Source organism: Urbifossiella limnaea, assembly GCF_007747215.1.
In the GTDB taxonomy this organism is placed as follows: Bacteria; Planctomycetota; Planctomycetia; order Gemmatales; family Gemmataceae; genus Urbifossiella; species Urbifossiella limnaea.
The window spans coordinates 7,136,455-7,163,360 of the sequence record NZ_CP036273.1 but is presented as its reverse complement, the minus strand read 5'-3'; the positions used below and the strand labels follow the sequence as shown (position 1 = coordinate 7,163,360).

Below are 26,906 nucleotides of genomic sequence, written 5' to 3'. Positions count from 1 at the left end.
CGTGGCTTCACCCGGGACATGCCCGCCGCCGCGCCGCCGGGGCCAAAAATCATTCCGCCCCGAAGTTGGCCCCGCGGCGCGGGGGACGGGCATCCCCCTCGGATGAGGACTCGCACGCCGCCGGTTGTAGCCCCCGCCCCGGGGGGGTATGATCCGGCTACCTCCCCCCCGCGCGCGGCATTCCCCATGCCGACCGACCCCATCACCGTCTGGCTCGGCCGCCTCCAGGCGGGGGAGTCGTCGGCCGCGGGCGCGCTGTGGCAGACGTACTTCCACCGGCTCGTCGGGCTGGCCCGGCAGCGGCTCGGGGCGGCGCCGCGGCGCGCGGCCGACGAGGAGGACGTGGCCCTCAGCGCGTTCGACAGCTTCTGCCGCAACGCCGAGGCCGGCCGCTTCCCCGACCTGGCCGACCGCGACAGCCTGTGGCGGCTCCTCGCCGCGTTCACCTTCCGCAAGGCCGCCCACCACGTCCGCGACGCCGGCCGGAAGAAGCGCGGCGGCGGCGCGGACGCCGGCGGCGACATCGAGGCCGTGCTCGGCCGCGAGCCCGACCCGGCGCTGGCCGCCGAGATGACCGAGGAGTGCGAGCGCCTCCTGGCCGCGCTCGGCGACCAAGACCTGCGCCGGGTCGCCGTCCTGCGGATGGACGGGTACTCGGTGGACGAGGTGGCCGAGCGGGTGGGCTGCGCCCCGCGGTCGGTGAAGCGGAAGCTGCAACTCATCCGCGGCATCTGGGAGTGGGAGGCGGGCGATGGCACGGCCTGACCACCCGACCGTGACGTACCCCGCGGCCGGGGCCGGGTTGCCCGTCGCGGACGCGCGGGCCCTCGACCGGGCCTGTGACGAGTTCGAGCGGAAGTGGCGCGCCCGCGGCCGGCCGGACCTGCGGGCCGCCGTGCTCGAACTCGACCCGGGCGTCCGGCCGGCGGGTCTCCGGGAACTCCTCCAACTCGACCTCTACTACCGCCGCCGGATCGGGGAGGCGCCGCAGGCGGCGGACTACGCCGACCGCTTCCCGGAGCTCGACCCCGGGTGGCTGGCCGCCGCCGTGGCCGGCCCGAGCGGGAGCGGCCGCGAGTGCGGGTGGCCGGGCGGCGGCGACCGCGGCGGGCTACCGGCCGGCGGGCGGGTCGGCGACTTCGAGCTGTTGGGGGAGGTCGGCCGGGGCGGCATGGCCGTCGTCTACCGGGCCCGGCAGGTCGGCCTGAACCGCGAGGTGGCGGTCAAGATGATCGTCGCCGGGCCGACCGCCTGGGCGGAGTTTCGCACCCGGTTCCTCGTCGAAGCCGAGGTGGTGGCGGCGCTGGAGCACCCGCACGTGGTCCGGCTGTTCGCGTTCGGGGAGCACGACGGCCGCCCGTACCTGGCGATGGAGTACCTCCCCGGGGGCACCCTGACCGACCGGGTGCGGGCGGCCGGTGGGCTCCCGGCCCGGGAGGCGGCGGCTGTCACGGCCAAGCTCGCCCGGGCCGTCTCCCACGCCCACAGCCGGGGCATCATCCACCGCGACATCACCCCGCGGAACGTCCTGTTCGGGGCCGACGGGGAGCCGCGGCTGACCGACTTTGGGCTCGCGAAGGTGGCCCGGTCCGACCTGACCGTGACCGGGCAGGTACTCGGCACCGCGGCGTACATGGCTACCGAGCAGGCGGCCGGGCGGGCGGCCGAGGTCGGCACCGCGGCCGACGTGTACGGGGTCGGGGCGGTGCTGTACCACCTCCTCACCGGCCGGCCGCCGTTCGACGGGGGCTCGTACCACGCAACCCTCCGAAAGGTGGTCGCCGAGGAGCCGGCCCGGCCCCGGTCGCTCGTCCCGGGTGTGCCCCGGGATCTGGAAACCATTTGCCTGAAGTGCCTGAGCAAGGAGCCGACCCGGCGCTACCCCACGGCCCAGGCGCTGGCCGACGACCTGGGCCGGTTCTTCCGCGGCGAGCCGATCGCGGCCCGCCCGCCGGGGGCGGCCGGGCGGGCCGTCATGTGGGTGCGACGGCACAAGGCCGCGGCCGCCGTCGCCGTCGCCCTCCTCGGTGGGTCGGCCGTGGCCGTGGGGTACGCCGTCCAGGCGGGGCGGGCGAACGCGGCCCTGCTGGAGGTCGTGGCGAAGGTCCGGACGGCGGCGTACCCGGGAGCCGTCCGGGAGGCCCGACAGGCGTGGGAGAACGGCGACTCCACCGCCGCCCGGGAGGCGCTCGACCGCTGCGTCCCCGGCCCGGGGGAGGCAGACCTGCGGGGGTTCGAGTGGTACTACCTCGACGCTTGCCTCCGTCAGGCGGACCGAGTGGTCGCCGGCCACGACGCCAGGTTGCTGACCGCCGACGTGTCGCCCGACGGAACGCTCGTCGCGAGCGGCGACGCGGCCGGGTTGGTGAAGGTGACCGAACTGGCCACCGGCCGGGAGGTGACCGTCTTCCGGTGCCCGGCCCGCGAGGTGACCGTCGTCCGCTTCTCCCCGAACAACCGGACCCTCGCGGTCGGCGGGAACGACGGGTCCGTCTCCCTCCGGAACGCCGCCGACGGGTCGGTGGTATGGTCCCGGCAGGCGCACCCGGGCCCGGCCCTCGGGTTGGCGTGGTCGAAGGACGGGGGCCGGGTGGCGTCCGGCGGGGCGGGGCGGGCGGCGAAGGTGTGGGACGCGGTCACCGGCGACGTGCGCCAGGAACTCCCCCACCCGGACCGTGTGACCTGCCTGGCGTGGTGGCCCAAGTCGGTCCTGTTGACCGGGTGCGAGGACAAAGTAGCCCGCCAGTGGGACCCGGACACCGGGGCCCTGGCCTTCGAACTTCCGGCCCGCGACGACCCGCTGCGCGTCCTGGCCCACAGCCCGGCCGACCGCTGGTTCGCGTCCGCCGGGGAAGGTCCGACGATCGACCTGTTCCACACCGCCACCAATCGGATGCCTCACCGGCTTCTGTACGCCGGCGGTCCGGTCTGGTCGGTCGCCTACGAACCGGGCGGCCGGTACCTGTTCGCCGGCCAGTCCGGGCGAGTGTTGATGTGGGACACGGTGGAAGCGGTGGGCACCGTGTTCCCGTGCCGGACGGTCGCCCTCGCGCGCCGGGTTCGGGCGGTGGCGGTCACCCACCAGGGGCGGTACCTCGTGGTCGCGTCCGAGGAGCCGGCCGAGGTGCGGGTGCGGCCGACCTCCGCCGTCAGCGGGTACGACCGGTGCGGCTACCCCGGCGACCGGCCGGCGGCCAGCCCCGGCGGTGACTGGCTGGCCGTCGTCATGCCCGACGGCGCGGTGAAGCTCCGTGGGCCGGCCGGGGCGGAGCGGCCCCGGCGCCTCCCCGACCACGTCCAGGCGGCCGGGTTTCCGGCGTTTGCCGCGGCGGGGTACCGGTTCGTGACCGTGGACCGAGCCGGCACAATGTCGGCCTGGAACGCGGCGACCGCGACCCGGCTTGGGGTGCCGCTCGGCGGCCCGGTCCGGGTGGCGGACGCGGCCATCTCGCCCGACGGCACCTGGGTGGTCGGAAAGACCCCGACCGGTGAGGTCCACGCTGCCCCGGTGGCCGGCGGGCCGGCCCGCATCCTCCCGGGGGTCCAGGCGCTTTCGGGCGACATGGCCTTCTCGGCCGACGGCTCGGTCCTGGCTTCCGCCACCGGCCGGTTCGTGACCCTCTGGCGGGTCGGCGACTGGGACCGCGTGGCCGACCTCGCCACCGACCAGAACGTCTCGGCCGTCGCCCTGAGCTCGGACGGCGGGTTACTCGCGGTCGGCGGCGGGGAGTACGGGCTGACGCTCTGGGACGTGGCCGGCCGGCGGCGGTTCGGCGTCCTGGCCGAGCACGTCGGCCCGGTCCGGTCCGCCGCCTTTTCCCCGGACGGGCGGACCCTGGCGACAGGCGGCGCGGACGGGACGGTCCGACTCTGGAACATGGCCACCCGGCAGGAAATGTTCGTCCTCCACCGCAACCCTCAGGGGAGTGTGTTCTGGGTCCGCTTCGCGTCCCCGACCCGGCTGCTGGTCGGCGCCCGCGCGATCACCCGGGGGCAGTGCGAGGTGTTGTCGTTCCCGCCGGCCTCCGACCCCGGACCGGGCTGACGGGACCGGTCGGGTGGAGAACCCCCGGGCCGGTGGCCCCGACCGGGGCGGAACGGGCATCCCTGGGTACACGCCGCGTTCGCCCGACCCGCCCGTTCGACCGGGCGACTCGCAACCAGGTCGGCGGGAGCCGCCGCTCACCGGAACGTGGATCGTGAGGCAGTTCGATGGCCGAGCCCGACCGCCCGACCGTGACGCACGACGGCCGCAGCCCGCACACGGCCACGGCCTCGTTCGTCGCCGGCCCCGCCGACCCGCGGGCGAGCCTGCCGGTCGATGCGGCCCTGGTACTCGACGGTGTTTGCGACGCCTTCGAAGCGGCGTGGCGCGGCGGCGAGCGCCCCGACGTCGCCGCCGCGACCGCCGGGCTGGGCGACGCCGTCCGCCCCGCCGCCGTCCGCGAGCTGGTGGCGCTCGACGCCTTCTACCGCCGCCGCGCCGGGGAGGTGCCGCGCACCGCCGACTACGCCGCCCGCTTCCCCGAGCTCGACCCGGACTGGCTCGCCGGCGCGGTCGCCGACACCGACCCGACCGGCGCGGGCGCGAGTACCGGCGTGCCGGCGGCCGCGGCCACGCTCGTCGCCGCGGGCGGGGAGCGGCTGGGCGACTACGAGCTGCTCGGCGAGGTGGCCCGCGGGGCGATGGGGATCGTCTTCCGCGCCCGGCAGGCGAGCCTCGACCGGGTGGTGGCGCTGAAGGTCATCCGGTCCGGCGAGTTCGCCGACCCGGCCGAGGTCCGCCGGTTCCGCGCCGAGGCCGAGGCGGCCGCGACGCTCGACCACCCGAACATCGTCTCCGTCTACGACGTGGGCGAGCAGCGCGGGGTGCAGTTCTACGCGATGCGGCTGGTGGAGGGCGGCAGCCTCGCCGCCCGGATGGCCGAATGGGCCGTGCCGAAGGCCGCCACCCGCGCCGCGGCGAAGGAGCGGCAGGCGGCCGCGGCCGTGCTGGCGGCCGGGGTGGCGCGGGCCGTCCACCACGCCCACCAGCGCGGCATCCTCCACCGCGACCTGAAGCCCGGGAACATCCTCATCGACGCGGCCGGCGCCCCGCACGTCACCGACTTCGGGCTGGCCCGGCGGATCGGCCGCGACAGCACGCTGACGCGCACGGGGGCGATCCTCGGCACGCCGGCGTACATGGCCCCGGAGCAGGCCCGCGGCCGCGACGACGTGACCACCGAGGCCGACGTGTACGGCCTCGGGGCGGTGCTGTACGAGCTGCTGGCCGGCCGCCCGCCGTTCCTCGGCGAGGACGTGCTCGACACGCTGTACCAGGTCCGCGAGCGCGAGCCGGCGGCGGTCCGGGCGTACAGCCCGCACGTGGACCGCGACCTGGAAACGGTGTGCCTGAAGTGCCTCGACAAGACCCCGGCCCGGCGCTACTCCAGCGCCGCCGCGCTGGCCGACGACCTGGACCGGTGGCGGCACGGCGAGCCGATCCTGGCCCGCCGGGCGGGGTCGGTGGAGCGGGCGGTGAAGTGGGCGCGCCGCAACCCCGCCGGCGCCGGGCTGGTGGGAGCCGGCGCGGTGGCCGCCGCGGCGGTGATCTGGGGCGTGGTGGCCCTGTCGTACAACGCCGAACTGGAGCGCCGCCGGCACCTCCTGGAGGTTACCAACGGCGAACTGACCACGGCGAAGATCGGGCTCGAAGGTGCGAACGACGAGCTGACCAAGGCCAAGCTCGGCCTGGAGGACGTGAACGGGAAGCTCCGGATGGCGCTTGCCCAGGTGAATATGGAGAAGGCGGTGGCCGAGCGCCTCCGTGTGGAGGCGGAGCGGAGCGAGAAGCAGGTGGCGCGCATCCTGACCAGCGTGCGGTTCCAGAACGCCGCCCGGCTGTGGCGCGAGGGGCGGCTGGAGCGCGCGATCGAACTCCTCGGCGAGCCGGTGCCGGGGTACTTCGCCGCTGGGACCGGCCCCGAGTACGCGCTGGCCGGGATCGTCCCCGTCCGCATCACCGACATCGGCCCGTCGCCGGTCGAGAAGGGCGTCCGGGGGCTCCTCGACGCGAAGACGGCGACCCTCGACCCGACCGGCGCAGCGGTCGGGATCAACAGCACGAGTCTCCCCGTGCCCCCGGAGGCCCGCGTCCCGGGCGGCCACCCGCCGGGCAAATCGACGACCCTGGTCCCGGACTTCGCCAAGGACACCGGGGCCGAAACCACAACGAGGTCCGCCGACGGGGAAGTCGTCGTGACCCACGGCAAGGCGGCGGCCCGGGTGTGGAACCGCCGCGGCGAGTGGCTGCTGACGTGCGCCCCGGAGTCGGGCCGGGTGCTCGGCGTGGACGTCCGGGGGCCGTGGGTCACGTTCCTGACTCCCGGCGTCGATCGGGTGGTCCGCTTGACGACCGTCCGGATCGACCCCGCGGCCCGGGTCGTCGTCCCGGTGCAGGGGAAGGCGGGGTGCGTCCGGTTCCGTCCCGACGGGGGGGCCGTGCTCGCGGCCACCGACACCGGGGTCTGGTCGTGCGACCTGCCCGGCGGTACCAGCCTGATCGGGCTCGCCGGGCGGAACAGCACGTCCGGGTCCGGCGGGGCCGGTCGCGTCGGGTACAGCGGTCGCGGGGACGTGATCGGGGCCGTGGGCGACCCACCCCAGGTCCGCGACGGGCGGACCGGGGACCTCCGAACACCCCTCGCCGGCGGCCTCAAGTCGGTCCTGGAGGTCGCGGTGTCCCCGGACGGGTCGTTGGCCGCCGCGGCCGGGGCGACCGGCGCCGTGGTCTGGGACGCCCGGACGGGCCAAAAACTCCACCAGATCGACCCGTTCGACAAGCAGCGTCGCTTCGGAGCCTGCTCCGTCGCGTTCTCGCCGACGGGTGAGTACCTCGCGGTCGGGACGTTCGTGTCGATGAGCGACTCCCTCGACGGGCCCGGCATCGCGTCGGTGTGGGAGGCGCGGACCGGGCGGCACGTGCGGACGTTCCCGCCGGACCACTGCGGCGTCTGGCGGCTCGCCTGGAGCCCGGACGGCCAACGGCTGGCGGTCGCCAGCGGCGTCCACTGGATCAGCCGCGGTACGGCGAAGGTCTGGGACGTGCCGACCGGGGAGTTGGTGTACCACCTCCGGGGTCACACCGAGTGCGTCTGGGGGGTGACGTTCTCCCCGGACGGCCGCCGGCTCGCAACCAGTTCCGGGAGCCGCGCCGGCAGAGCCCCCCAGGCGAACGGCGAGGTGAAGGTCTGGGACATGGAGACCGGGCTGGAGTTGGTATCCCTCCCGGAGAACCGGGCCACGGCCTTCGACGCCGCGTTCAGCCCGTGTGGGCGGTGGTTCGGGGCGGGGTACGCCGACGGCAAGGTCCGCGTCTGGGACCTCAAACCGTGGTCGCCTCCGCTCGCGCCGCCGCCACGGCCGGTCAGTCGTTGACATGTGGTTCCGATCCCCCTTCCCCGTTCGGAGGTTCGTCATGTCCGCGTTCACCCTGCGTGTCGGCGCGTTCGCCGCGGCCCTCGGGTGCGTCGCGTCGGTCGGCCCCGCGGCCGCCGACGACGCGAAGCCGGTGGAGCTGAAGGTCGGCGACACGGCGCCCGCGTTCGAGGCGCCGTCCGACGCCGGCCCGACGTGGCTGTCGAAGGACCGGTTCGGCAAGAAGTGGGTCGTCGTCTACTTCTACCCCGGCGACTTCACGCCCGGCTGCACCGCCCAGGCCAACGCCTTCCGCGACGCCATGCACAAGCTCGCCGAGAAGGGCGTCGAGGTCGTCGGGATCAGTGGCGACTCGGCCGACGTCCACGCCAAGTTCCGGGCCGCCCAGAAGCTCAACTTCACGCTGCTGGCCGACGAGGACGGCGCGGTCGCCAGGAAGTACGGGGTGCCGTTCACGAAGGGGGCGGTGGTGAAGGCGCGCGACGCGGACAAGACGCCGTTCGAGTTCACCCGCGCCGGCACCGCCGCCCGCTGGACGTTCGTGGTCGGGAAGGACGGCACGATCGCGTACAAGAACACCAAGGTGACCCCGGCCCTCGACGCGAAGGCGATTACCGAGTTCATCGACAAGGCCGAGGGGAAGTAGCCTCCGCGCCGCAGCGCACCCCACCGAGGGCCGAGCCGTGTCACCCGCCTGCCGCCTCGTCTCCGCCGCCGGCCTGCTGCCGGCGCTGGTCCTCCCCGCCGCGTCCGCCGACTGGCCGACCTGGGGGCGGGACGCCACTCGGAACGCGGTCAGCCCCGAGGCCGGGGCGCCGCACGACTTCCGGTTCCCCGTCCCGGCCGCCGACGGCCGGCCGGCGACGGTCGGGCACGGGGTGGCGTGGGCGGCCGAACTCGGCAGCCGCACGATCGGTACCCCGGCCGTCGCCAACGGGCTGGTGTGGATCGGCACCAACACCCGCCCGCCGGCCGACGAGTCGATCCCGTCGAGCGCCTGGGACGCCGGCGTGCTCCGGTGCTTCCGGGAGAAGGACGGGGCATTCGTATGGAGCCGCCGCAGCCCACGACTGACGGCCGGCTACCCGCAGGACCTGTGGGGCGGGGCGCTCGGGTCGGCCCCACTCGTCGAGGGAGACCGGCTGTGGTACGTCACCAACCGGTGCGAGGTCGTGTGCCTGGACGTCGCCCCACTCCGGGCCGGCAAGGGCGAACCGCGGGACGTGTGGACGCTCGACATGCGGGCGAAGCTGGGCGTGTACCCGCACATCCCGGTGATGCAGGGCGGGGGCGGGGCGGCCGTCGCCGGGCTCGGCGACCGGCTGTACGTCGTCACCCACAACGGGGTGGACGAGGGGGTCTTCAACATCCCCGCCCCGGACGCCCCGAGCCTGGTGTGCCTGGAGAAGGCCACCGGCCGGGTGGTGTGGACCGACAAGTCGCCGGGCAAGAACATCATGCGCTGCCAGCTGTCCAGCCCGGCCGTCGTCACGGTCGGCGGCCGGTCCCAGGTGGTCGTCGGCCAGGGCGACGGCTGGCTCCGCGGCTTCGACCCCAACACCGGCCGGGTGCTGTGGGCGTGCGACTTGAATTTGAAGGGCGCGGAGTTCAACTTCGGCGGCCTCGACAGCAAGAACTACGTCGTGGCGACGCCGGTCGTGTACGCCGGCCGGGTGTACATCGCCACCGGCCAGGACCCGGAGGCGGGGTCCGGGGACGGCGGGTTGTACTGCGTGGACCCGACGAAGACCGGGGACGTGAGCCGTGAGCTGGCCGACGGGCCGAAGAAGGGGCGGCCGAACCCGAACTCGGCGGTCGTCTGGTACACCCCGAAGGCCGTTCCAGACAGCGCCCCGCGCATCGAGGTCGGCAAGAAGAAGAAGCTCGACCTGCTCCGGGAGTCGCGCGACTTCTACTTCGGCCGGACGATCGCCGGCGTGGTCGCGCACGACGGGCTGGTGTACGCGGCCGACTTCTCCGGGTTCGTGTTCTGCTTCGACGCGGCCACCGGCCGGTGCCACTGGGTTGACGACCTGAAGGTGTCGGTCTGGGGTCAGCCGCTGTGGGCCGACGGGAAGGTGTATTTCGGGAACGACAACGCGGAGGTGGTGGTGTACGCCCACGGCCGGGAGCGGCGGCGTCTGGCGACGATCGAGTCTCCCTACGGGATCCGGGCCGGGCTCGTCTTCGCAAACGGCACCCTGTACGTCCCGACCGAATCCACCCTGTACGCCATCCGTGGCGGGAAGTGAGGCGGCCCGTGCCACGCCTGGTCGCCCTGATCGCCCTGCTGCCCCTCGCCGCCGCCGACCCCGATCCGCCGCCGCGCCCGCGGCCGGCGGTGGTGTTCGCCCCGACCCCGCGCGACGTGGTGACGAAGATGTTGGAACTGGCGGCGGTGACGAGGGACGACGTGGTCGCCGACCTCGGGTGCGGCGACGGCCGGATCCTGGTCGCCGCGGCGAATCGTTACGGCTGCAAGGCGGTCGGGTACGAGCTCGACCCGGAGTACGTGAAGAAGGCCCGCGCGGCGGTCGAGGCGGCCGGCGTGGGGAAGCTGGTCCGGGTCGTGGAGGCCGACCTGCTGACGGCCGACCTGACCGGGGTGACGGTGGTGACCCTGTACGTCGGGGCGACCCTCAACGCCAAACTGGTCCCGCGGCTGCACGGGATGAAGGCGGGGGCGCGGGTGGTGTCGCACTCCTTCCCGATCCCCGGGGTGCGGCCGGACCGGGTGGTCCGGGTCGCCTCGGCCGACGACGGCGTCGGCCGGTCGCTGTACCTCTACACCGTCCCCCTCACCGGCGCCGGCCCCGCTCGACCGTGACCGCATTCCACGGCTGTCCCGGCCGCGTCACCAGCCACAGGACTTGCCGCCGGGACTGCTCGGCCGCGTCTTGGTGAACCCTTCCCCCGCCGGAGAGAGAGGGTTACGCATCAGCCGGATTCGGTATCACACACTCGGAATCCGGAGGAAAGCGCCTGACACCGCCCGACGACCAGTGTGACATGCTCGACGTCTGGCTCGGCGGGAAATGGCGAAATCCGACCGTAAGCCGTTGACACGGCAAAGGAAATCTCGGCATATGAAGCGTGTCAGAATCAGTTACGCTGTCTGGCACTGCGCCAACCCCTGACTGCTCCCCGCGGTCCGGCCGGGCGCGCGCCCGTCTATCGGGCCGGGGTGACCGATGCCCGACCCGACGCCCGACGGCCCCCCCACCCGGGTCACTCTCGCACGCCAACTCCACCGGTTGCAGGCCGCCGTCTACACCCAGACCGACCCCAGCGCCGACGCCGGTCTCCGCGCCGAACTCGCCCGCGTGCAATCCGCCCTCCGCGGGGCGGCGGCGGACGTGCCACTCGCACCCCTGCCCGTGGCCCCGCCCCCGCCCCGCCCGCCGGTCGGCCGGCTCCTCGGCCCCGAGACCACCGGCCTGAAGGTCGAGCCGACGCTGAACCTGAACCCCGTCCCGACCGCGATCTACCCCCTCCTCGACCCGGACACCGACCCGCTCCTGACGGTCGCCGTCACCAACGTCTCGCTCGACGCCAAGAGCAAGCGGGTGTGCGTCCGGGCGTGGGTCGAGGGGCTGTCCGCGGAGGCCGTGCGCACGATCGAGCTCAGGCGCGGGGTGAAGGAGCCGACCGTCCTCAAGTTGCTGCCGCTCCTCTTCCCGGAACGGGTGAGCCGGGTCACGACGGCCCAGCGGGCGACGCTGCACCTGCGCGTGGACGACCTCGACGGCCGGCCCGAGTGCCACGACACGTTCCCGCTCGTACTGCTGGCGCGGACGTGCGGGTTCAACGCGGTCCGCGACGCGGCGACGGGCGAGGCGAAGGACCTGACCCGCTACTACGGGGCGTGGGTGACGCCGCACGACGACGCGGTGCAGGAGCGCGTCCGCCGGGCCGCCGCGCTCCACCCGGCGGGGATGCTCGCCGGCTACATCCACGGCGGGCCGGACCGCGTGCGCGAGCAGGTGGCGGCGCTGTACCGGTCGCTACAAGAGGCGGGGCTCGCTTACATCAACGCCGTCACCGACTACGGGGCGCCGGCCGACAGCGTGACGCAGCGGGCGCGGCTGCCGCGTGAGTCGCTGGCGCGGAAGAGCGCCAACTGCCTCGACGGCGCGGTCCTGTTCGCGAGCCTGATCGAGGGCGCGTCGCTGAGCCCGGCGCTGCTGCTGATCCCGGGCCACGCCCTCGTCGGGTGGGAGTCGGACGACGGCGCCGGGGACTGGCAGTTCCTCGAAACCACGATGGTCGGGGCCGCCGACTTCGACGCCGCCTGCCGGTCGGGCCAGCGCCAGTACGAGGAGGCGCGCGAGTTCGCCCCCGACGACGTCCGCCTCCACCGCGTCGCCGACCTCCGCGCCCGCGGCGTCTGGCCGATGGAGTGACCCGTGCCCGACGACGACACCATCTGCCTGAACGGCATCAACGCCCTGACCGGCGAGTACCTGGTCGCGCCGCTGACCGTGGAAGAAGCCGGCCGCCGCGCCGCCGGCGGGGCCGCGCCCACGGCCGAGCGCGCCGGCTGGCTGCGGCGGCTGGCGAAGAAGCTCACCGGCAAGTTCTTCGGCCTCCCGGCGGACGTGGACCCGACCGACCTGGCGCAGGCCGGCTGGGGCGTCGTCTTCGCCAAGGAGACGCCGGAGGACGTTCGGGCCGCGCTGAAGCCGCTCCTCGACCGCCGCGCGGGGCAGGCCGGGCCGCTGTTCCGCGCCCTGGAACTGCTGCCCGGCGAAACCCGCGAGGCGTGGCTGGCGCGGCACAAGGTCCACGGCTCGGACGTGAACCCCGCGGCCGTGCCGTACTACCTCCTGCTCGTCGGCACGCCCGAGCAGATCCCGTTCGAGTTCCAGTACCTCCTCGACATCGACTACGCCGTCGGCCGCGTGTCGTTCGACGACCCCGCCGACTACGGGCGCTACGCCGCGGCGGTGGTGGCCAGCGAGACCGCCGAGGCCGCCCCGCCCGCCCGCGAGGTCGTGTACTGGGGCACCCGGCACCCGATGGACCGCGCCACGCAACTGAGCGCCGACAAGCTCATCGCCCCGCTCGCCGGGGCGGGCACGACCGACCCGACCGTCGCGGAGAAGTACGGGTTCCGCACCCGCTCGTTCCGCGCGGCCGACGCCACGAAGGCGAACCTGCGGGCCGCGCTCGACGCCCGGCCGGCGCTGCTGTTCACCGCGTCGCACGGGATGGGCGGCTGGCCGAAGGGCGACCCGCGCCAGCGGCCGGCCAGCGGGGCACTGCTGTGCCAGGACTGGCCGGGGTACGGCGCCGTTTCCGCGGACCACTACCTCGCCGCCGCCGACCTCGGCCCGGACACGCGGCTCGACGGCACGATCGCCGTCGTGTTCGCGTGCTACGGCGCCGGCACGCCGCGCTACGACCCGTTCCTGACGGCCCCCGCCGGCGGCCCCGTCGAGGTGGCCGAGGCGCCGTTCGTGTCGGCGCTCGGGCAGCGGCTCCTGGCCGCGGGGGCGCTCGCCGTGGTGGGGCACATCGACCGCGCGTGGGGGTACTCGCTGGAGGCGAAGGGGGCGGGGGCGCAGATCCAGCCGTTCCGCAACATGCTCGCCCGCGTCCTCCGCGGCGACCCCGTGGGCCAGGGGACGATCGACTTCAGCCAGCGCTTCGCCACCTACTCGGCGGAGTTGCTGAACCGCCTCGACCCGACCGCGCCCGGCGCCCGGTCGGCGGCCGACCCGAAGCTCGCCCAGGCGTGGGTCGAGCGGAACGACGCGCAGTCCTACGTCGTCCTCGGCGACCCGGCCGTTCGGGTCCGCAAGGACGGAGCTTGATCGGAGGTGTGATGGCCCGCCTCGCGTGTGTCGTGCAGCCGACCCCGGCCGGGGTGAGCGTGACGTGGTCCGACGGGCCCGCCGCGTTCGCCCCGTACGAGCTCCCGGCGCGGCCCCTCGCCGCGGCCGCGGACGCGGCGCGCGCGGCGCTCGGGGCGGTCGTCGAGGGCTCGTTCACCGACGACGGCGGCGACGGCCCCGCGGCGGCGGCCGCGCTCGCGGCGGCGGGCTACGGCCTGTACCAGGCGCTGTTCAAGCCGCCGGCCGAGCAGATGGCGCTCGCGTCCGAGGTCCGCAAGTGGCTCGACACGCTCCAGGCCGAGGGGGCCGTCGAGGGGCTGGAAGTCGTCGCCGAGGGCGGCCCCGCGGTGCCGTGGAACCTCGTCTACGACCGCCGCCCCGACCCCGCCGCGTTCAAGGCCGGCGGCGACGACCCGGCCCGGTGGCGGCCGTTCTGGGGGCTCCGCTACGACCTGTCCGGCGGCCGCCGCGTCAGCCCGCTGCGGCGGCTGCCGGTGCTCCACAACCCGCGCGTCGTCGTCGTCACCGACCCGCTCGTGCTCGACCGACTCCCGACGGAATCGCGCGAGTTGGCGGCGCTGTGCCAGGAGCACGGCTGGGTGCAGGCCCGCACCCGACAGGAGCTCGCCGACGCCCTCCAGGCCGGCCGCCCCGACCTCCTCTACTGGCTCGGGCACACCCAGGCCGACCCGTTCGGCCTCGTCCTCGGCGACGACGCCGTCACGCCCGACGACCTGAAGACGATGCTGGAGGGCGACCCGTTCGCCGACGCCGGCAGCGTGTTCGGCGGGGTGGCGTTCCTGAACGCCTGCGGGACGGCGGTCGCGGAGAAGTCGGGCTCGTTCCTCGACGCCCTCCACCCGCTCGGGCTTACCGGGTACGTCGCCACCGAGCAGGTGACGGTGGACACGTTCGCGGCGCCGCTCGGGCGCGAGTTCCTGACGGCGTTCGCGGTCCGCGGCGAGCCGCTCGGGAAGGTGATGCGCCAGCTCCGCGGCCAGGTGCCGCTCGGCCTCCTGTACGGGTCGTACTGCCCGTCCGCGGTCCACGTCCGGCGCGAGCCTCGTGCGCCGGCCGACGCCGCGCCGATCGTACTCACGCAGGCCGCCGTGGGCACGAAGCTCCGGCGCGACCCCACGCGCGCCCACGCCGATACGCACCCGCTGCCGCCGCAGCCGTACCGGTCGCTGCAATCCTACGGCCCGGCCGACCGCGCCCTGTTCGCCGGCCGCGACGACGACACCCTCCGGTTCGCGCAGCTGCTCGACGAGCCCGGCACGCGGCTGGTGATCCTCCACGGCGAGAGCGGCGTCGGGAAGACCTCGTTCCTGCGCGCCGGGGTGGTGCCGTTCCTGGAGCGCGAGTGCGTCGGCTACCGGTTCGCGCGGGACCGCTCGCACGGCGACGGCGACACGGTGCTGCTGGTGCGGGCGACGAACGACCCGGTGGCGCAGATCGCCGCGGCGCTGACCACGTTCTGCGCCGCCCCGCTCGCCCACCGCACGCCGGCCGGCGCGGCGGCGGCCGCCGACCTACCCGGGGTCCTCCGCGCGGCCGTGGGTGAGCGGACGGGGCGCGACGCCCTCCGCGACGCGCTCCGCGCCGACCCCGGGTTGCTCGGCCGGATTCTCGCCGACCTGGGCCGCGTCCTGCCGTTCACGCCGGTGCTGGTGATCGACCAGGCGGAGGAGGTGTTCACCCTCGCGCGCACGCCGGCCGACGAGGCGAACCGCACGCAAGCGCTGGAGATGCTCCGCCGCGCGGCCGGGGCGCCGGGCGGGTTCAAGGTGGTGGTGTCGCTGCGGACCGAGTACCACGGCCGGCTCACCGACAGGCTGCGGAAGGGGACGCACCCCGCGGCCGGCGTCCGCGACTACCTGCTCACCGACTTCGGGCACGAGGCGCTGACCGAGGTGATCCGGCGGCCCACGTCGCCGACGCCGGTCGAGCACGCGGCGGAAATCCCGGCCGAGAAGTACGGCTTCCGCTTCGCCGACGGCGTGGCCGAGGACATCGCGCGGCGGACCCGGGCGTACTCGATCAACCGCACCGACAGCGTGCTGCCGCTGGTACAGGTGGTGTGCACGCAGCTCTACGACCGGGTGTGCGCCCGCGCCGACAAGGCCGTCACCGCCGCCGACCTGAATGCGATCGGCGGCGTCGAGGGCGGGATGCGGGCGCACGCCGAGGCGCTGGTCGGGCACCTCTTCCCCCACCGCGCCGACCAGCGGGCGTTCAAGCGGCTCCTCGCCGACCCGCGCACCCAGCTGTTCATCCGGCAGGCCGACGGCACGCTCACCACGGCACTGCTGCCGGCGGCCTTCCTGGCCCAGCACTGGCGCGGGCGGATGCCGTTCGAGGAGGTGCTGCGGACGGCCGGCGACGGCGACCGCCGGCTCGTGCGGGTGAACAGCCTGCGGATCGGCGGGGACGAGGAAGAGCAGCGGTACGTGAGCCTCGGGCACGACGCGCTGGCGAAGGTGGCGGCCCGGTGGCAGGAGGAGCAGCGGCGCTGGGCGCAGGTGCGGAAGGTTGCCGCCGTGGCGGCGGCCGTCGTCGTCGTGGCCGCCACCGTGTTCGCGCTTCAGGCGCAGGCCGCTCGGAAGGAGACGGAACTCGCACGGACCAGGCTCGCCGAGGCCGAGCGCCACGAGAAGGCGCGGGCGCAGTTCGCCGCCCTGTTCGCGAAGGCCGAGCAGACCGTGACCGCCACCCCCGCCGCCGCGGTCCCGTGGGACGCCGTCGCCGCCGACCTCCGCGCCGCCGACGCGCTGGCGAAGGCCGACCCGGCGGCGTTCGCCGACTGGCCGCTGAAGCCGTCCGCCGACCAGCTCCTCGCCCGGGCCGACGCCGCCCGCGCCGACAAGGACCGGCGGGAGGCGGAGCGGATGAAGCTCACCCGCCTCGGGAAGCACCACCGCGACGCCGTCTTCTTCAACACCCGCGCCGCCGGCCTCGCGGAGGCGGAGACCCACGGCCTCGTCCGCGCCGCGGCGGCCGCCGGGCTGAAGGAGGTCGGCGTCGAGCTCGCCGGCAGCGGCCCGCCGGGGCTCGCCCCCGGGTACTTCACGTCCGACGAGGAGCGGCTGGCGGCGTACCGCTGCTACGAGCTCCTCCTCATCGACGCCCACGCGGTGGCCCTGGCCGCACCGACCCCCGGTGAGACGACCGGGGAGCGGAAGGAGAAAGTTCGGAACGCCCTCCGGATGCTCGACCGGGCCGACCTGCTCCTCCCCCCCGGCACGCGGACGCGGGTCGGCCTCACGCGGCGCGCCGAGTACCACACCGGGCTGGGCGAGAAGGCGGCGGCGGAGGCGGCGCGGACGGCCGCCGACGCGACGCCCCCGGTCCTCGCCGCCGACTACTACCTGATCGGGCTCGAACACCACCGCACGGAGGAGTACACCCGGGCGATCCCGGCGCTGGGCGAGGCGCTGCGGGCCGAGCCCGAACACTACGGGGCGCAGTTCTTGCTCGCCGTCTGCTTCCTGCAGGACAAGCGCCCCCAGGACGCGAAGCTGGCGCTGGACCGGTGCCTCGGGCTGCGCTCCGACTTCCTCTGGCCGCTCGTCTACCGGGCGTCGGCCGAGGTGGAGCTGGGCGAGTACACGAAGGCCGAGGCCACCCTGAAGGAGGCGATCGAAAGGGGCGCGGGGGACGACGCGGTGCTCTACGCCGCCCGCACCAACCGCGGCGTGCTGGCGTACAAGCAGCGCAACTGGGACGCCGCGGTCGCCGACCTGACGGCGGCAGTCGCCCTCCGCCCGGACGCCCTGCCGGCCCGCATCAACCTCGCCCTGACGCACAGCCACCGGGCGGAGGAGTTGCCCCTGCCGGCGGTCGCGTGGGAGCTGGCCCCGGGCGGGACGGTCGGGTTCGCGGCGGCCGCCGCCGGGCACCGCCACGCCGCGCTGGACGCCGCCGCGGACGTCCTCGACAAGGCGATCGACCTGCAACCCCGGGTGGCGCGGCTCTACCACGAGCGGGTCCACGTCCACCTCCTCCGCGGCGGCGCCGCCGCCGCCGGGAAGGACTTGCTCCTCGCGGTCCAGCTCGCGCCGAACCTGGGGCGGGCCTCGACCCTGGCCGACGACCTGATGGCGTTCGCCCGGTTGAAGCACCAGGCGCGCCAGTTCAAGCACGCGTCGGACGTGTACGGCATCGTGCTCCGGCTCCCCGACACGGCGCTCACCCGCGAGAAGCGGGCGCTGGCGGCACGCCACTCGGCCGACGCGCTCCTCGCCGGCCGGCAGTACGACGGGGCGGTCGTGGCCATCGACCTGTACCTGTCGCTGACGCCGGCCCCGGAGGGGACCGCCCTCTCCCGGACTCAGGCCGACCGGCTCGCCTCCGCCCTCACCACCCGCGGCGTGATCCTGGCCACGAAGAAGGACCACCGGGGGGCGATCGAGAGCTTCACCCGGGCGCTCGTGTACGCCCCTGCCGACCCGGAGGTGCTGACCCTCCGCGGCGGCGCGTACCTCGCTACCGGGGCCACGGGGCTCGCCGTCGCCGACTTCGACGAGGCCCTCAAGGACGGCCGGACCTACCCCGACGCGCTGCTCGGGCGGGCCGAGGCCCGGGTGCGCACCGGGCAGTTCCCGGAGGCGCTGGCCGACGCCGAGGCCGCCGCACGGCAGGCGGCGGCGTCCACCGACCAGCCGGAGCGAAAGCGCCAGCGGTACACCGCGGCCCGGGTCGTCGCCCTGGTCGTCCTCGGCGACCCGAACACGGACGACGCCCCCCGCCGCGTCGCCCGTGTCGCCGCCCTGCTCCGCGCGGCGCTCGCGGACGTGGAGCCGGCCGGGCGGGCGAAGTTCTGGCAGGACTTCGTGCTGGCCGACACGGCCCTGGTCCGCCTCAGCGCCAGCGACCCGCTGGCCGAGCTGGCAACCGAAATCGGGGCGAGGAGCCCCTAGCCCGCGTGGGAACCGACCGCAGACGCACCATGACCCGCCACGCCGACCGCCGGACCGTACTCCTCGTGGAGCTGCTCGAAGGGCGGCTGCCGCCGGCCGCCCACACCCTCGCGTCGGCCGAGGTGCTGGCGCTCGGGCCGCTCGACACCGCGAACGTGGGCGGCTACCTGGCGGCGCCGGACCAGCACGACCTGTACCGGGTCGAACTCGGCCGGGGCGACACCCTCCGCGCGGCCGTCAGCGCCCAACTCGCCGGGAGCGGCCTCCGGCCCCTGTTGCGCGTGTTCGACGCCGCCGGCAACGAGGTGGCGCTGAACAACCAGGAGGGGGGCGACCCGGCGCTGACGGTGCAGGCCGCGGCGGGCGGCAGCTACATCGTCGGGGTGTCGTCCGCCGGGAACGCGGACTACAACCCGACCGCCAGCCGGAGCGGCACCCCCGGCGCCACGACCGGTACGTACACCCTCGCCCTCGCGGTGCGGAAGGGACAACCGCTCGCGGCGGACGTCGTCGGGTCGTCGTTCCGGCTGGCGGAGGCGGCGGCCGTGTGGGGCGAGACGGTCCACGCCTCCTTCAGCGTCAACAACCGCGGCGGGGTGGCGGCCGGGGCGTTCACCGTGCAGGTGGTCGCTTCGACCAGCCCCGGGTTCGACCCCGCGACCACGACACCGCTGCTACCGGCCCCGATCGCCGTACCCGGACTCGCCGCCGGGGGCGAGTGGTCCCTGGCCGACCTCGCGATCACCCTTCCGGCCACACTCCCGGCGTTCGCGTCGGCCCCGGCCGACGGATACCCGGACCTCTTCCCAGACCTCGGCCGACTGGCGAACGGACCGATCTACCTCGGACTTCGAATCACTCCCGCCGCGCCGGGCGACCACTTCGGGCACCGCGGGGCGAGCTGGGAGTCGCTCACGATCGTGAGCCCGACCGGCGCCTCGGTCCGCGCCACGGCGGACGGAGAGTTCCAGCGGAGCGGGGGCGCGGGCTATTCGTTTACAATCAGTCCGGCCGTCGGGGCCGGGCTGTTGACGGCGACCGCCCGACTGGGTCCGGCCGGTGAGCTCCCCCAGCTAATACTCAGTGGTGTAGACGTCCGGCAGGAACTCCGCGTCGTGGTCACCGGGACGCCCGCCAACCCGACCGCGACGCTCAGCCAGTACCTCCCCCCGGGCACCTACATTCTGTCCGTCCACCACGTCGACGCCTTGACCCCGGAAGACCCGGAGAACCACGGCCGGCTGTACGAGTCCCACCTCGACGCGGCGTTCTCCGCCGGCACCCTCAACTCGCGGTCCGACACCCCCCTCGACGACGTGTTCCCGAAGATCCCGGTCACCGTTACGCAGGCCGGGACGTACACGGCAACCGCCGTCGCCAAGGCCGGCGCGCACCCCGTCCTGTCCCTCTTCACCGGCACCACGGGCGACACCCTCGTCTACCAGACTGAAGGCCCGCCCGGCAGCGCCACGGCGGCGTTCTCGCAGTACCTCCGGCCCGGGGTCTACTTCCTCGCCCTCGGGGTCGACCGGCCGGACGACGTCCGGCTCACCACCACGTTCACACCGACGAGCCCGCCGACCGACACCGCCCCGTTGGACGGCGTCCTCGGGCCGGTGGCGTCGGGCGACTTCAACAACGACGGCTACCCCGACCTGGCCGTTCTCCACGGCCCCGAAGGCCCCCTCTCCGGTAAATTCAGCATCCTCCTCGGGCACGGGGACGGCACCCATACCACGAGCTTCTCGCAGGAAACGACTCAGACCCGCTGGACCGCGCTGGCGGTCGGCGACCTGGACGGCGACGGGGCGGCCGACCTGGTGCTCGCCAACGAGTCCGGCGTCCTCGTCTACCCGGGCAAGGGCGACGGCACCCTCCGCCCCGACGCGTGGACGGGCGAACTCGACCCGTACGCGTCCCCGATCGCGGTGTCGATCGCCGACCTGAACGGCGACGGCGCCGCCGACGTGGTCGTGGCCGAAGGGGCCTACAACGCCGTCCGGGTGCTCCTCGCCGACGGGCACGGGGGCTTCCGCCCGGGCGAGTCGATCGCCATCGGCTCACCGTTCGATCTAGCGGACAGCCAGCCCCTGCCACAACTGCGGTCGGTGGCGGTGGCCGACCTGAACGGCGACGGGATCCCGGACATCCTGGCGACGACCGCCGTCGGCGCTCCCTTCTCGAACCGGATCCAGGACATTACCGCCGGTCCCGGCGGGGTCGCGGTGCTGCTCGGCCGCGGCGACGGGACGTTCCAGCGGGCCGCCGACCTGGCCGACGCCCGTGGGCCGGGAGCGGTGACGGTGGCCGACGTGAACGGCGACGGCCTGGCGGACGTGGTGGTCGGCAACGTCGCGGCCAAGTCGGTCGGGGTGTTCCTGGCTACCGGCGGCGGGCGGTTCGGGCCGATGACCGAGGTGCCGCTTTCCGCCCGGCCGATCCGGCTGGTGGTCGCCGACTTCAACCGCGACGGCCGGCCCGACCTCGCCGCCGCCGGCGAGTTCACCGTCACCCCACTCCTCGGCGACGGCCGCGGCGGGTTCCAAGCTCAGCAGTCGATTCTGATCCCGCGGCTGTCGGACGCCGGGCTGGCCGTGGCCGACGCGGACCAGGACGGTATCCCGGACCTGATCGTCGAGATGCTCGGCGTGACCGACGGCCCGGCCGCCGGCCTGGACGTGCTCCGGGGCAACGGCGACGGCACGTTCCGGACCCGGCCCGCGACCGCCGAGCCCGTCGCCGGGGGGCCGGTCGCACTGGCGGTCGGGGACTTCAACGGCGACGGCCTCCTCGACGTCGTGACCACTTTGGCCCGCGAGCCGGCGGTGGCCGTGCGGCTCGGCAACGGGGACGGCACGTATTCCCCGCAGGCGTCGTTCCCGGTCGGGGCGCGGCCGCTGGCGGTGGCGACCGCCGACCTCAACCGCGACGGCCGGGCCGACCTCGTGGTGGCGAACCGCGGGGACGACACCGTCGGGGTGCTGTTCGGCAACGGCGACGGCAGCTTCCGCCCGCAGGTGACCTATCCGGTCGGCCGCGGGCCGTGTGCCCTCCTGCTGACCGACGTGAACGGCGACGGCAACCCGGACGCGGTGGTGGTGAACAACGAGGACGGCACGGTGGTCACGCTTCTGGGGGCCGCCGACGGCACCCTCCGCGACACGCGGGCCGGGCCGGCCGCGCGGCTCCCGGGGGCCGCGCCCGGGCTGGCGCCCGAGGACCTCACACTAACCGGCCTCGTGGACGTGGCGGCCGTCGATCTGAACGGCGACCGGTGGCCGGACCTGGTGACCGTCAACAGCCGTGAGCGGACGGTCGGGGTGCGGTTCGGCTACGGCGACGGGTCGTTCGCCACCGAGGTCGTCACCCGCCTTCGGTTCGTCCCACACGGGGTGACGATCGCCGACGCCGACGGCGACGGCTCCCCGGACGTCGTCGTGCGGCACAACACCGGCAACTCGGTCGGCATCCTCCGGTACGGGGGCAACGGCAGCTTCGACGTGGTCGAGCGGTCGGTGATCGTGGACGACCCGGCCGCGGTCGCGGTGGCCGACCTGAACGGCGACGGCAAGCCCGACCTGGTGGCGGCGGGCGGGCGGGCCGCCGCCGTGTCCGTCCTGCTGGCTGACGGCCGCGGGTCGTTCCAGGACCCACAGGCGCTGCCGGTCGGGCTCTCCCCCCGGGCCGTGCTCGTCCGGGACATGAACGCCGACTGGAACCCGGACCTGGTAATCGTCAACGGGGTGGAGGGGACGCTCTCCACCCTCCTCGGCCGGGGCGACGGGACGTTCGCCGCGGCGAGCAACCAGAGCGGCGGCGGGCGGTCGAACACGCCCTTCCTGGTCAACTTATCCGGCGCGACCGACGCCGCGGGCCGGCCGGTGCTCGACAGTGTGGTGGTGGACGCCGCCGGGAACCTCCTCTACCGCCCCGGGCGGCCCGGCTCGACGGACTTCGGCCCACCGGTCGTCATGAACCCCGGCCTCCCGGCCCGCGACGCCGTCGCGGTGCAGACCCCGACCGGGTGGGTGGTCGCCGCCGCCAGTCGAGCGGCGAGATTTCTCGTCGATTTCACTAAGTCGTACGAAGTCTCGCTGTACACGCTCGCCGGCGGCCAACTCCATCTCGCCGAGTATTTCTTAACCAGGGTTGTCGCGACCCGGATGTTCGCAGCCGACCTGAGCGGGAGCGGCCGGGCCGACGTGCTGATCCTCGTCGATACGCTCGGAAGCGGAATCGAGATCGTCTTCCCGAGTAGCGAGGGGAGGTACAACGGAGGAAACCGCATCTTCCGGAAATCCGGCGGAGCCCCGTCGGACGTGGCGTTCGCCGACTTCAACGGGGACGGCCGGCCGGACATCGCCGTCACGGACCAGGCGAGCGGCGACGTAACCGTCTTCTTCAACGACGCCGACCACTCGTTCGCCTGGAGCACCCGCGTCCGCGGGGGGCTCAGCCCCCTCAACTTCGGAACGTCGTCTTCGGTCTCGACGGTCGTGGGGGGCGTCAGGCGGGTCGGCGACGGCCGGCCGGCGACCGAGAACCCGCTGAATGACGTCTCCGCCCTGACGGTGGACGGCCAGGGGAACGTGTACTTCGCCGACAACCTCCTTGGCGTCGTTCGCCGGGTCGACGCGGCGACCGGGCTCGTCACCACGGTCGCCGGGAACTGGGCCCGACTGGACCCGATGCTGGGCACCTCCCGGGACTTGTACAAGTCGGCGGCCGGCGGCCCGGCCACGTCCGCCCCCCTGTACCCGGTCAACAGCCTGGCCGTGGCCGGGGGGTACTTGTTCATCAACGAACAGCTCGGCTACGCGCCCCGGGAAGACGCGACCCGCCGGGTGGACCTCGCGACCGGGATCATCACGCCCGCCGAGGCTGACCCCGACCGCCCCTGGTCGCGGACCACGGACGATGCCGGACGGACGTACACCGCGGACCAGAACCTGATCGTCCGGACGGACGGCGGTGTGCAGACCACGATCGCGGGCGCCCTGGCGCCCCGGGCGGTTGACCAGCTTGGGCTCGGCGCCGGCGGCACCTACCAAACGGATGTCTACTTCGCGGAGCCGAACCGGGTTTACCGGGTGGACGGGCGGACCGGCGTGATCAGCGTCGTCGCCGGCACCGGGGCGCCCGGGTACAGCGGGGACGGCGGACCGGCGACCGACGCCCGGCTGAACTCCGTCGATGCCATCGCCCTCGGTTATAGTTTCTTCGCCTACCAGCCAGCGCCTTTGTACATCTCCGACCGCACCGACGCTGTGATCCGCCGGGTGGACTCGGGGGCCATCACCACGGTCGCCCGCCTCCCCCAGGACTTCGGGCTGAACGCGGACTACATCGCGGTCGATTCGGCTGGCGCCGTGTACGTCGCCGACGGCCGGACGGTCCGGAAAGTCCAGGGCGACGGCCCGGCCGTCACTATCGCCGAGAACCGCTTCCTCCGCGGGCTCCGGGGACACCTCAGCGACTTTGACGGCTACCCCACTCCCGTGGTGGTCGACGCGCGCCAGGGGTTCCTGTACTTCGCGGACGGCCCGACCGTCCGCCGGGTGAACCTGGTAACCGGCGCGGACACCACCGTCGCCGGCACCGGGCAGTACGGCACCCTCGGCGACGGCGGGCAGGCCACCGACGCCCAGCTCGGCTACGTCCGCGGCCTGGCGCTGTCCGCGTCCGGTACCGACCTTTACATCGTGGACTCGGAAAGCCTGCTCCGGGTCGTGGACACGGTTGGCGGCGTCATCACCACCGTGTTCGACCTCGGCGGCCGGTTCGACACCTTCGGCGGCATCAAGGGGCTGGCGGTCGATGCCTACGGGAACATCCTGGTCAAGGGGCCGGCGCCCGTGCGCTTCCCCGACGGCTCCGGTCGCCTGGTCAACACGGTGCTGAAGGTGACCGCCCCGGTGACGACGTTCGCGTCGGCCGCCCGGCCGGTCGCGGTCGCCTCGGGCGAGTTCACCGGCGACGGCCGACCGGACCTGCTCGTCGTCAACCGCGGCGAGCACTCGTTCTCCGTCCTCGCCGGCAGCGGCCGCGGCGGGTTCGCGGCCCCCACCGCCGCGCTGACCACCTCAACCAGCCTGGGCCGGGCCGTCAACGACGAGGCCGGCGCCGCGGTCGCGGGGCGGTTCACGCGCGGCGGGACGGTGGACGACGTGGCGGTGCTCATGCGCGACGCCGGCGAGGTGTGGGTCTTCGCCAACAACGGCGACGGCACCTTCCGGCGGGGTCAGGTGATCGCCGTCGGGGCGGGGGCCACCGGGCTGTCCCTCGCGCCGGCCGCCGACGGCGGACCGCCCGACCTGCTCGTCGGCAACGGGGCCGGGGACGTGCTCCGGCTCGTCGGCAACGGCGACGGGACGTTCACCCCGCCCCCGCCCGTCACCGGCACCCGCGCCCCGATCGCCGTCCAGACGGGCGGCGGCGGGCCGGTCGCCCTGGTCGCCAACCAGCAAACGAACCGGGTCACCGTGCAGGCCCGGGGGGCCGGCACCTTTACCCCGGTCGGCACCCTGACCGCGGAGGACGCCGGCGCCCAGCTCGCGCCGGGCGACGTGACGTGGTACCCGCTCTCGCGGGGCGACACCCGGGCCGACGCCGTCGTCCTCGCCAGCGGCAGTAACAGCGTGCTCGTCTACCGCGCCACCGCGCCGGCCGCGGACGGCACCCCCACCTTCGCCGCCCCCGCGAGCTACCCGACCGGCACCAACCCGGTTCACGTCACCGTCGCCGACGTCAACGGCGACGCCGTCCCCGACATGCTCGTCGCCAACGCCGGGTCGAACGACGTGTCGGTGCTGTTCGGCAGCTACGGGGCGGGCGGGCGGTGGGTCGGCACGGCGGGGCCGCGGCTGCGGGCGGCCGGGGCCGGGCCGCTCTCCGCCGACCTGGTCGCAAACCCCGCGAGTCCCGGCGGGAGCGACCTGGCGATCACCACCCGGGACGGCAAGGTGACCGTCCTCCCCGGCCGCGGCCAGGGGTTCTTCGACGACCGCAGCCCGCGCGTGCTCGACCTCGGCGCCGCGCTCGCCCCCCAGGCGCCGAGCTACATCCCCGGCCTCCCGGCCGGGTACGTGGTCACCGCCGGCGGGGACGTGATCCGCTTCAACGCGACGGCCGGGACGCAGGCCGTCGTCTCGACGGGCCAGCCCGTGCTGCTCGTGCAGGCCGTGGACTTCTCCCGGGTGATCGAGGTCCGGAGCGGGGGCGGCGTCGTCCTCGCGACGGCCGGCGGCGGATCCACCGACCTGGTCCCCCGCGGGGCGGTCGCGGGGGTTCCCAGCGGACTCGCGGTGGTGGACTTCGCGTCCGCCGTGCTGGAGGTGCTGGTCACCAGCGCGGGGGACGACGCGATCTTCGAGTACGCCGTGCGGACGGGCTCGGGCGGAGACCCGATCACGTTCGAGATTACCAGCGACCTCACCGCCGTCGACACGTCCTCGCCCCTCGTCCCCACCCTGGTGACGACGATCTCGACGGCCGGGGGCGGGCGGGGCGCCGCGTCCGCGACCGGGTTCGGCCTGCTGGACGCGGCGGCCGCCACCGGCCTGCCCGCCGGGTTCCTCTCACGCCTCGGGGAGATGACCGACGACGAGGTGCTGGCGTCCGAGGGCGAGTCGTTCATCGCCGCCGTGGCCTCCACCCTGTCGGGCGAGCCCGACCCCGACCCGTCTCACGGCCCGCGGCCGGCCGCGCCGACCCGGGACGAACTCCTGGACGCGACGGCCGACGTGCTGGAACGGCTCGTCGAGGCGGCGCGGTCCGGCCGGCCGCCGGCCGCCGACGGTGAGGCGGCGCCCGACGGCCCGACCTTGCTGGAGCGGTTGCTGGACGCGCTCCAGAAGCTCCCCGCGGACGTGCCACCGCCGACCACCCCCGCCGGGGATCCGTCACCACCGAGTTCCCCCCCCGCCCCGCCGCCGGGCGAGCCGGACGGACCGGGCGAAGTGCCAGCCGAGCCCGACGACCAGGCGGCCGGCGAGTCCGTTCACGGCCCGGTGGACTGGCGGGTCGTGGCGATCACGGCGTGGCTACTGCTCGAGGCGGCGGCTCTGCTCCACAACCCGGACTTCAAGGCCGCGAAGCCCTCAGTCAGGCCACGTGGCTAGGTCGAGACGATCGCCTGGCCGCACCCGAACGAGTAAGGGCGGCGGTCGTCACCCTTCGACGTCGGCCTCCACCGCGAGCGCGGCGGCGTCGCCGTCGCGCACCAGCAAGGTGATCTCCGTCACGAGCCCCCGTGGGCGGCGGGTGTGGCACGCCCCCTGGTTGTGATCCTGGATTGCGGGTTCGGCACGTGAACTCCGCCGTGGTGACTGCTCCGGGTTCGGGTCAGGAGTATCGGGCGGCGGCTCCGGCGGTCCGGCAGCCGCTCCCGTCGATCGCGGCTCCCAGGCCTCGGCCGGTGCGGCGGCGGTCAGCGCCCCGCCCCCACGCCGCCCCCGGCGGGCCGCAGGAGAACCCAGGACAAACGAGTCGGATGGGTGAAGCGCCTGGCGGGCGTCGGACGAGACCGACCGCAATTCTTACCGACCCCCGCCGCACGTCACGACGGCAGCGGGCGGTGGGGCGGCGCGCAGTGCTGGGGGCCGCGTGACCGGTCCGGCTTCGGGTCGGACACGGGTTGGGGGAAGTGTTCTACAACCGCGTCCGCCGCCACTCCTCCCTGGGGTTCGTCTCCCCGGAGGAGTTCGAGCGCACGTACCACCAGACCCACCGT

General features: G+C 74.6%; 10 protein-coding genes. All 10 read left to right on the top strand.

Annotated elements, in window-relative coordinates; translation table 11 throughout:
* The first annotated feature begins 186 nt into the window (after window positions 1-186).
* The 10 genes from ETAA1_RS28910 (at window position 187) to ETAA1_RS28865 (ending at window position 26,295) form a co-directional block, all read left to right on the top strand.
* On the top strand, window positions 187-765 hold the full coding sequence (locus ETAA1_RS28910) for an ECF-type sigma factor (protein WP_145244086.1): 579 nt from the start codon (window positions 187-189) through the stop codon (window positions 763-765).
* Window positions 752-4,045, top strand: a complete 3,294-nt coding sequence (locus tag ETAA1_RS28905; protein ID WP_145244085.1) for a WD40 repeat domain-containing serine/threonine protein kinase — start codon at window positions 752-754, stop codon at window positions 4,043-4,045. The genes ETAA1_RS28910 and ETAA1_RS28905 overlap by 14 nt, the downstream gene beginning before the upstream one ends.
* Window positions 4,046-4,212: 167 nt before the next feature.
* The gene (locus tag ETAA1_RS28900) at window positions 4,213-7,419 is read left to right on the top strand and encodes a protein kinase domain-containing protein (RefSeq protein ID WP_145244084.1); all 3,207 of its coding nucleotides are present in this window, start codon (window positions 4,213-4,215) and stop codon (window positions 7,417-7,419) included.
* A 40-nt stretch (window positions 7,420-7,459) separates the two neighbouring features.
* Window positions 7,460-8,065, top strand: coding sequence for a peroxiredoxin (locus ETAA1_RS28895; protein WP_145244083.1), 606 nt, complete (start codon window positions 7,460-7,462; stop codon window positions 8,063-8,065).
* A gap of 37 nt (window positions 8,066-8,102) precedes the next feature.
* Window positions 8,103-9,671, top strand: coding sequence for an outer membrane protein assembly factor BamB family protein (locus ETAA1_RS28890; RefSeq protein WP_145244082.1), 1,569 nt, complete (start codon window positions 8,103-8,105; stop codon window positions 9,669-9,671).
* 8 nt (window positions 9,672-9,679) lie between these two features.
* A complete protein-coding gene (locus ETAA1_RS28885) occupies window positions 9,680-10,246 on the top strand; it encodes an SAM-dependent methyltransferase (protein WP_145244081.1) in 567 nt (188 codons plus the stop codon).
* Window positions 10,247-10,610: 364 nt separating this feature from the next.
* Window positions 10,611-11,822 (top strand): hypothetical protein, encoded by a 1,212-nt coding sequence (locus ETAA1_RS28880; protein ID WP_145244080.1) that lies wholly within the window; start codon window positions 10,611-10,613, stop codon window positions 11,820-11,822.
* Between the two features lie 3 nt (window positions 11,823-11,825).
* Window positions 11,826-13,235: a hypothetical protein gene (locus ETAA1_RS28875; protein WP_145244079.1), complete on the top strand. Its 1,410-nt coding sequence runs from the start codon at window positions 11,826-11,828 to the stop codon at window positions 13,233-13,235.
* A gap of 11 nt (window positions 13,236-13,246) precedes the next feature.
* Window positions 13,247-18,175, top strand: a complete 4,929-nt coding sequence (locus tag ETAA1_RS28870) for an nSTAND1 domain-containing NTPase (RefSeq protein WP_145244078.1) — start codon at window positions 13,247-13,249, stop codon at window positions 18,173-18,175.
* 29 nt (window positions 18,176-18,204) lie between these two features.
* The gene (locus ETAA1_RS28865; protein WP_145244077.1) at window positions 18,205-26,295 is read left to right on the top strand and encodes an FG-GAP-like repeat-containing protein; all 8,091 of its coding nucleotides are present in this window, start codon (window positions 18,205-18,207) and stop codon (window positions 26,293-26,295) included.
* The last annotated feature ends 611 nt before the right edge of the window (window positions 26,296-26,906 follow it).

Bases quoted from the DNA above. Each gene is read 5' to 3' on its own strand.
- ETAA1_RS28910 (WP_145244086.1), top strand. From the start codon at position 187: ATGCCGACCGACCCCATCACCGTCTGGCTCGGCCGCCTCCAGGCGGGG.
- ETAA1_RS28905 (WP_145244085.1), top strand. From the start codon at position 752: ATGGCACGGCCTGACCACCCGACCGTGACGTACCCCGCGGCCGGGGCC.
- ETAA1_RS28900 (WP_145244084.1), top strand. From the start codon at position 4,213: ATGGCCGAGCCCGACCGCCCGACCGTGACGCACGACGGCCGCAGCCCG.
- ETAA1_RS28895 (WP_145244083.1), top strand. From the start codon at position 7,460: ATGTCCGCGTTCACCCTGCGTGTCGGCGCGTTCGCCGCGGCCCTCGGG.
- ETAA1_RS28880 (WP_145244080.1), top strand. From the start codon at position 10,611: ATGCCCGACCCGACGCCCGACGGCCCCCCCACCCGGGTCACTCTCGCA.
- ETAA1_RS28870 (WP_145244078.1), top strand. From the start codon at position 13,247: ATGGCCCGCCTCGCGTGTGTCGTGCAGCCGACCCCGGCCGGGGTGAGC.
- ETAA1_RS28865 (WP_145244077.1), top strand. From the start codon at position 18,205: ATGACCCGCCACGCCGACCGCCGGACCGTACTCCTCGTGGAGCTGCTC.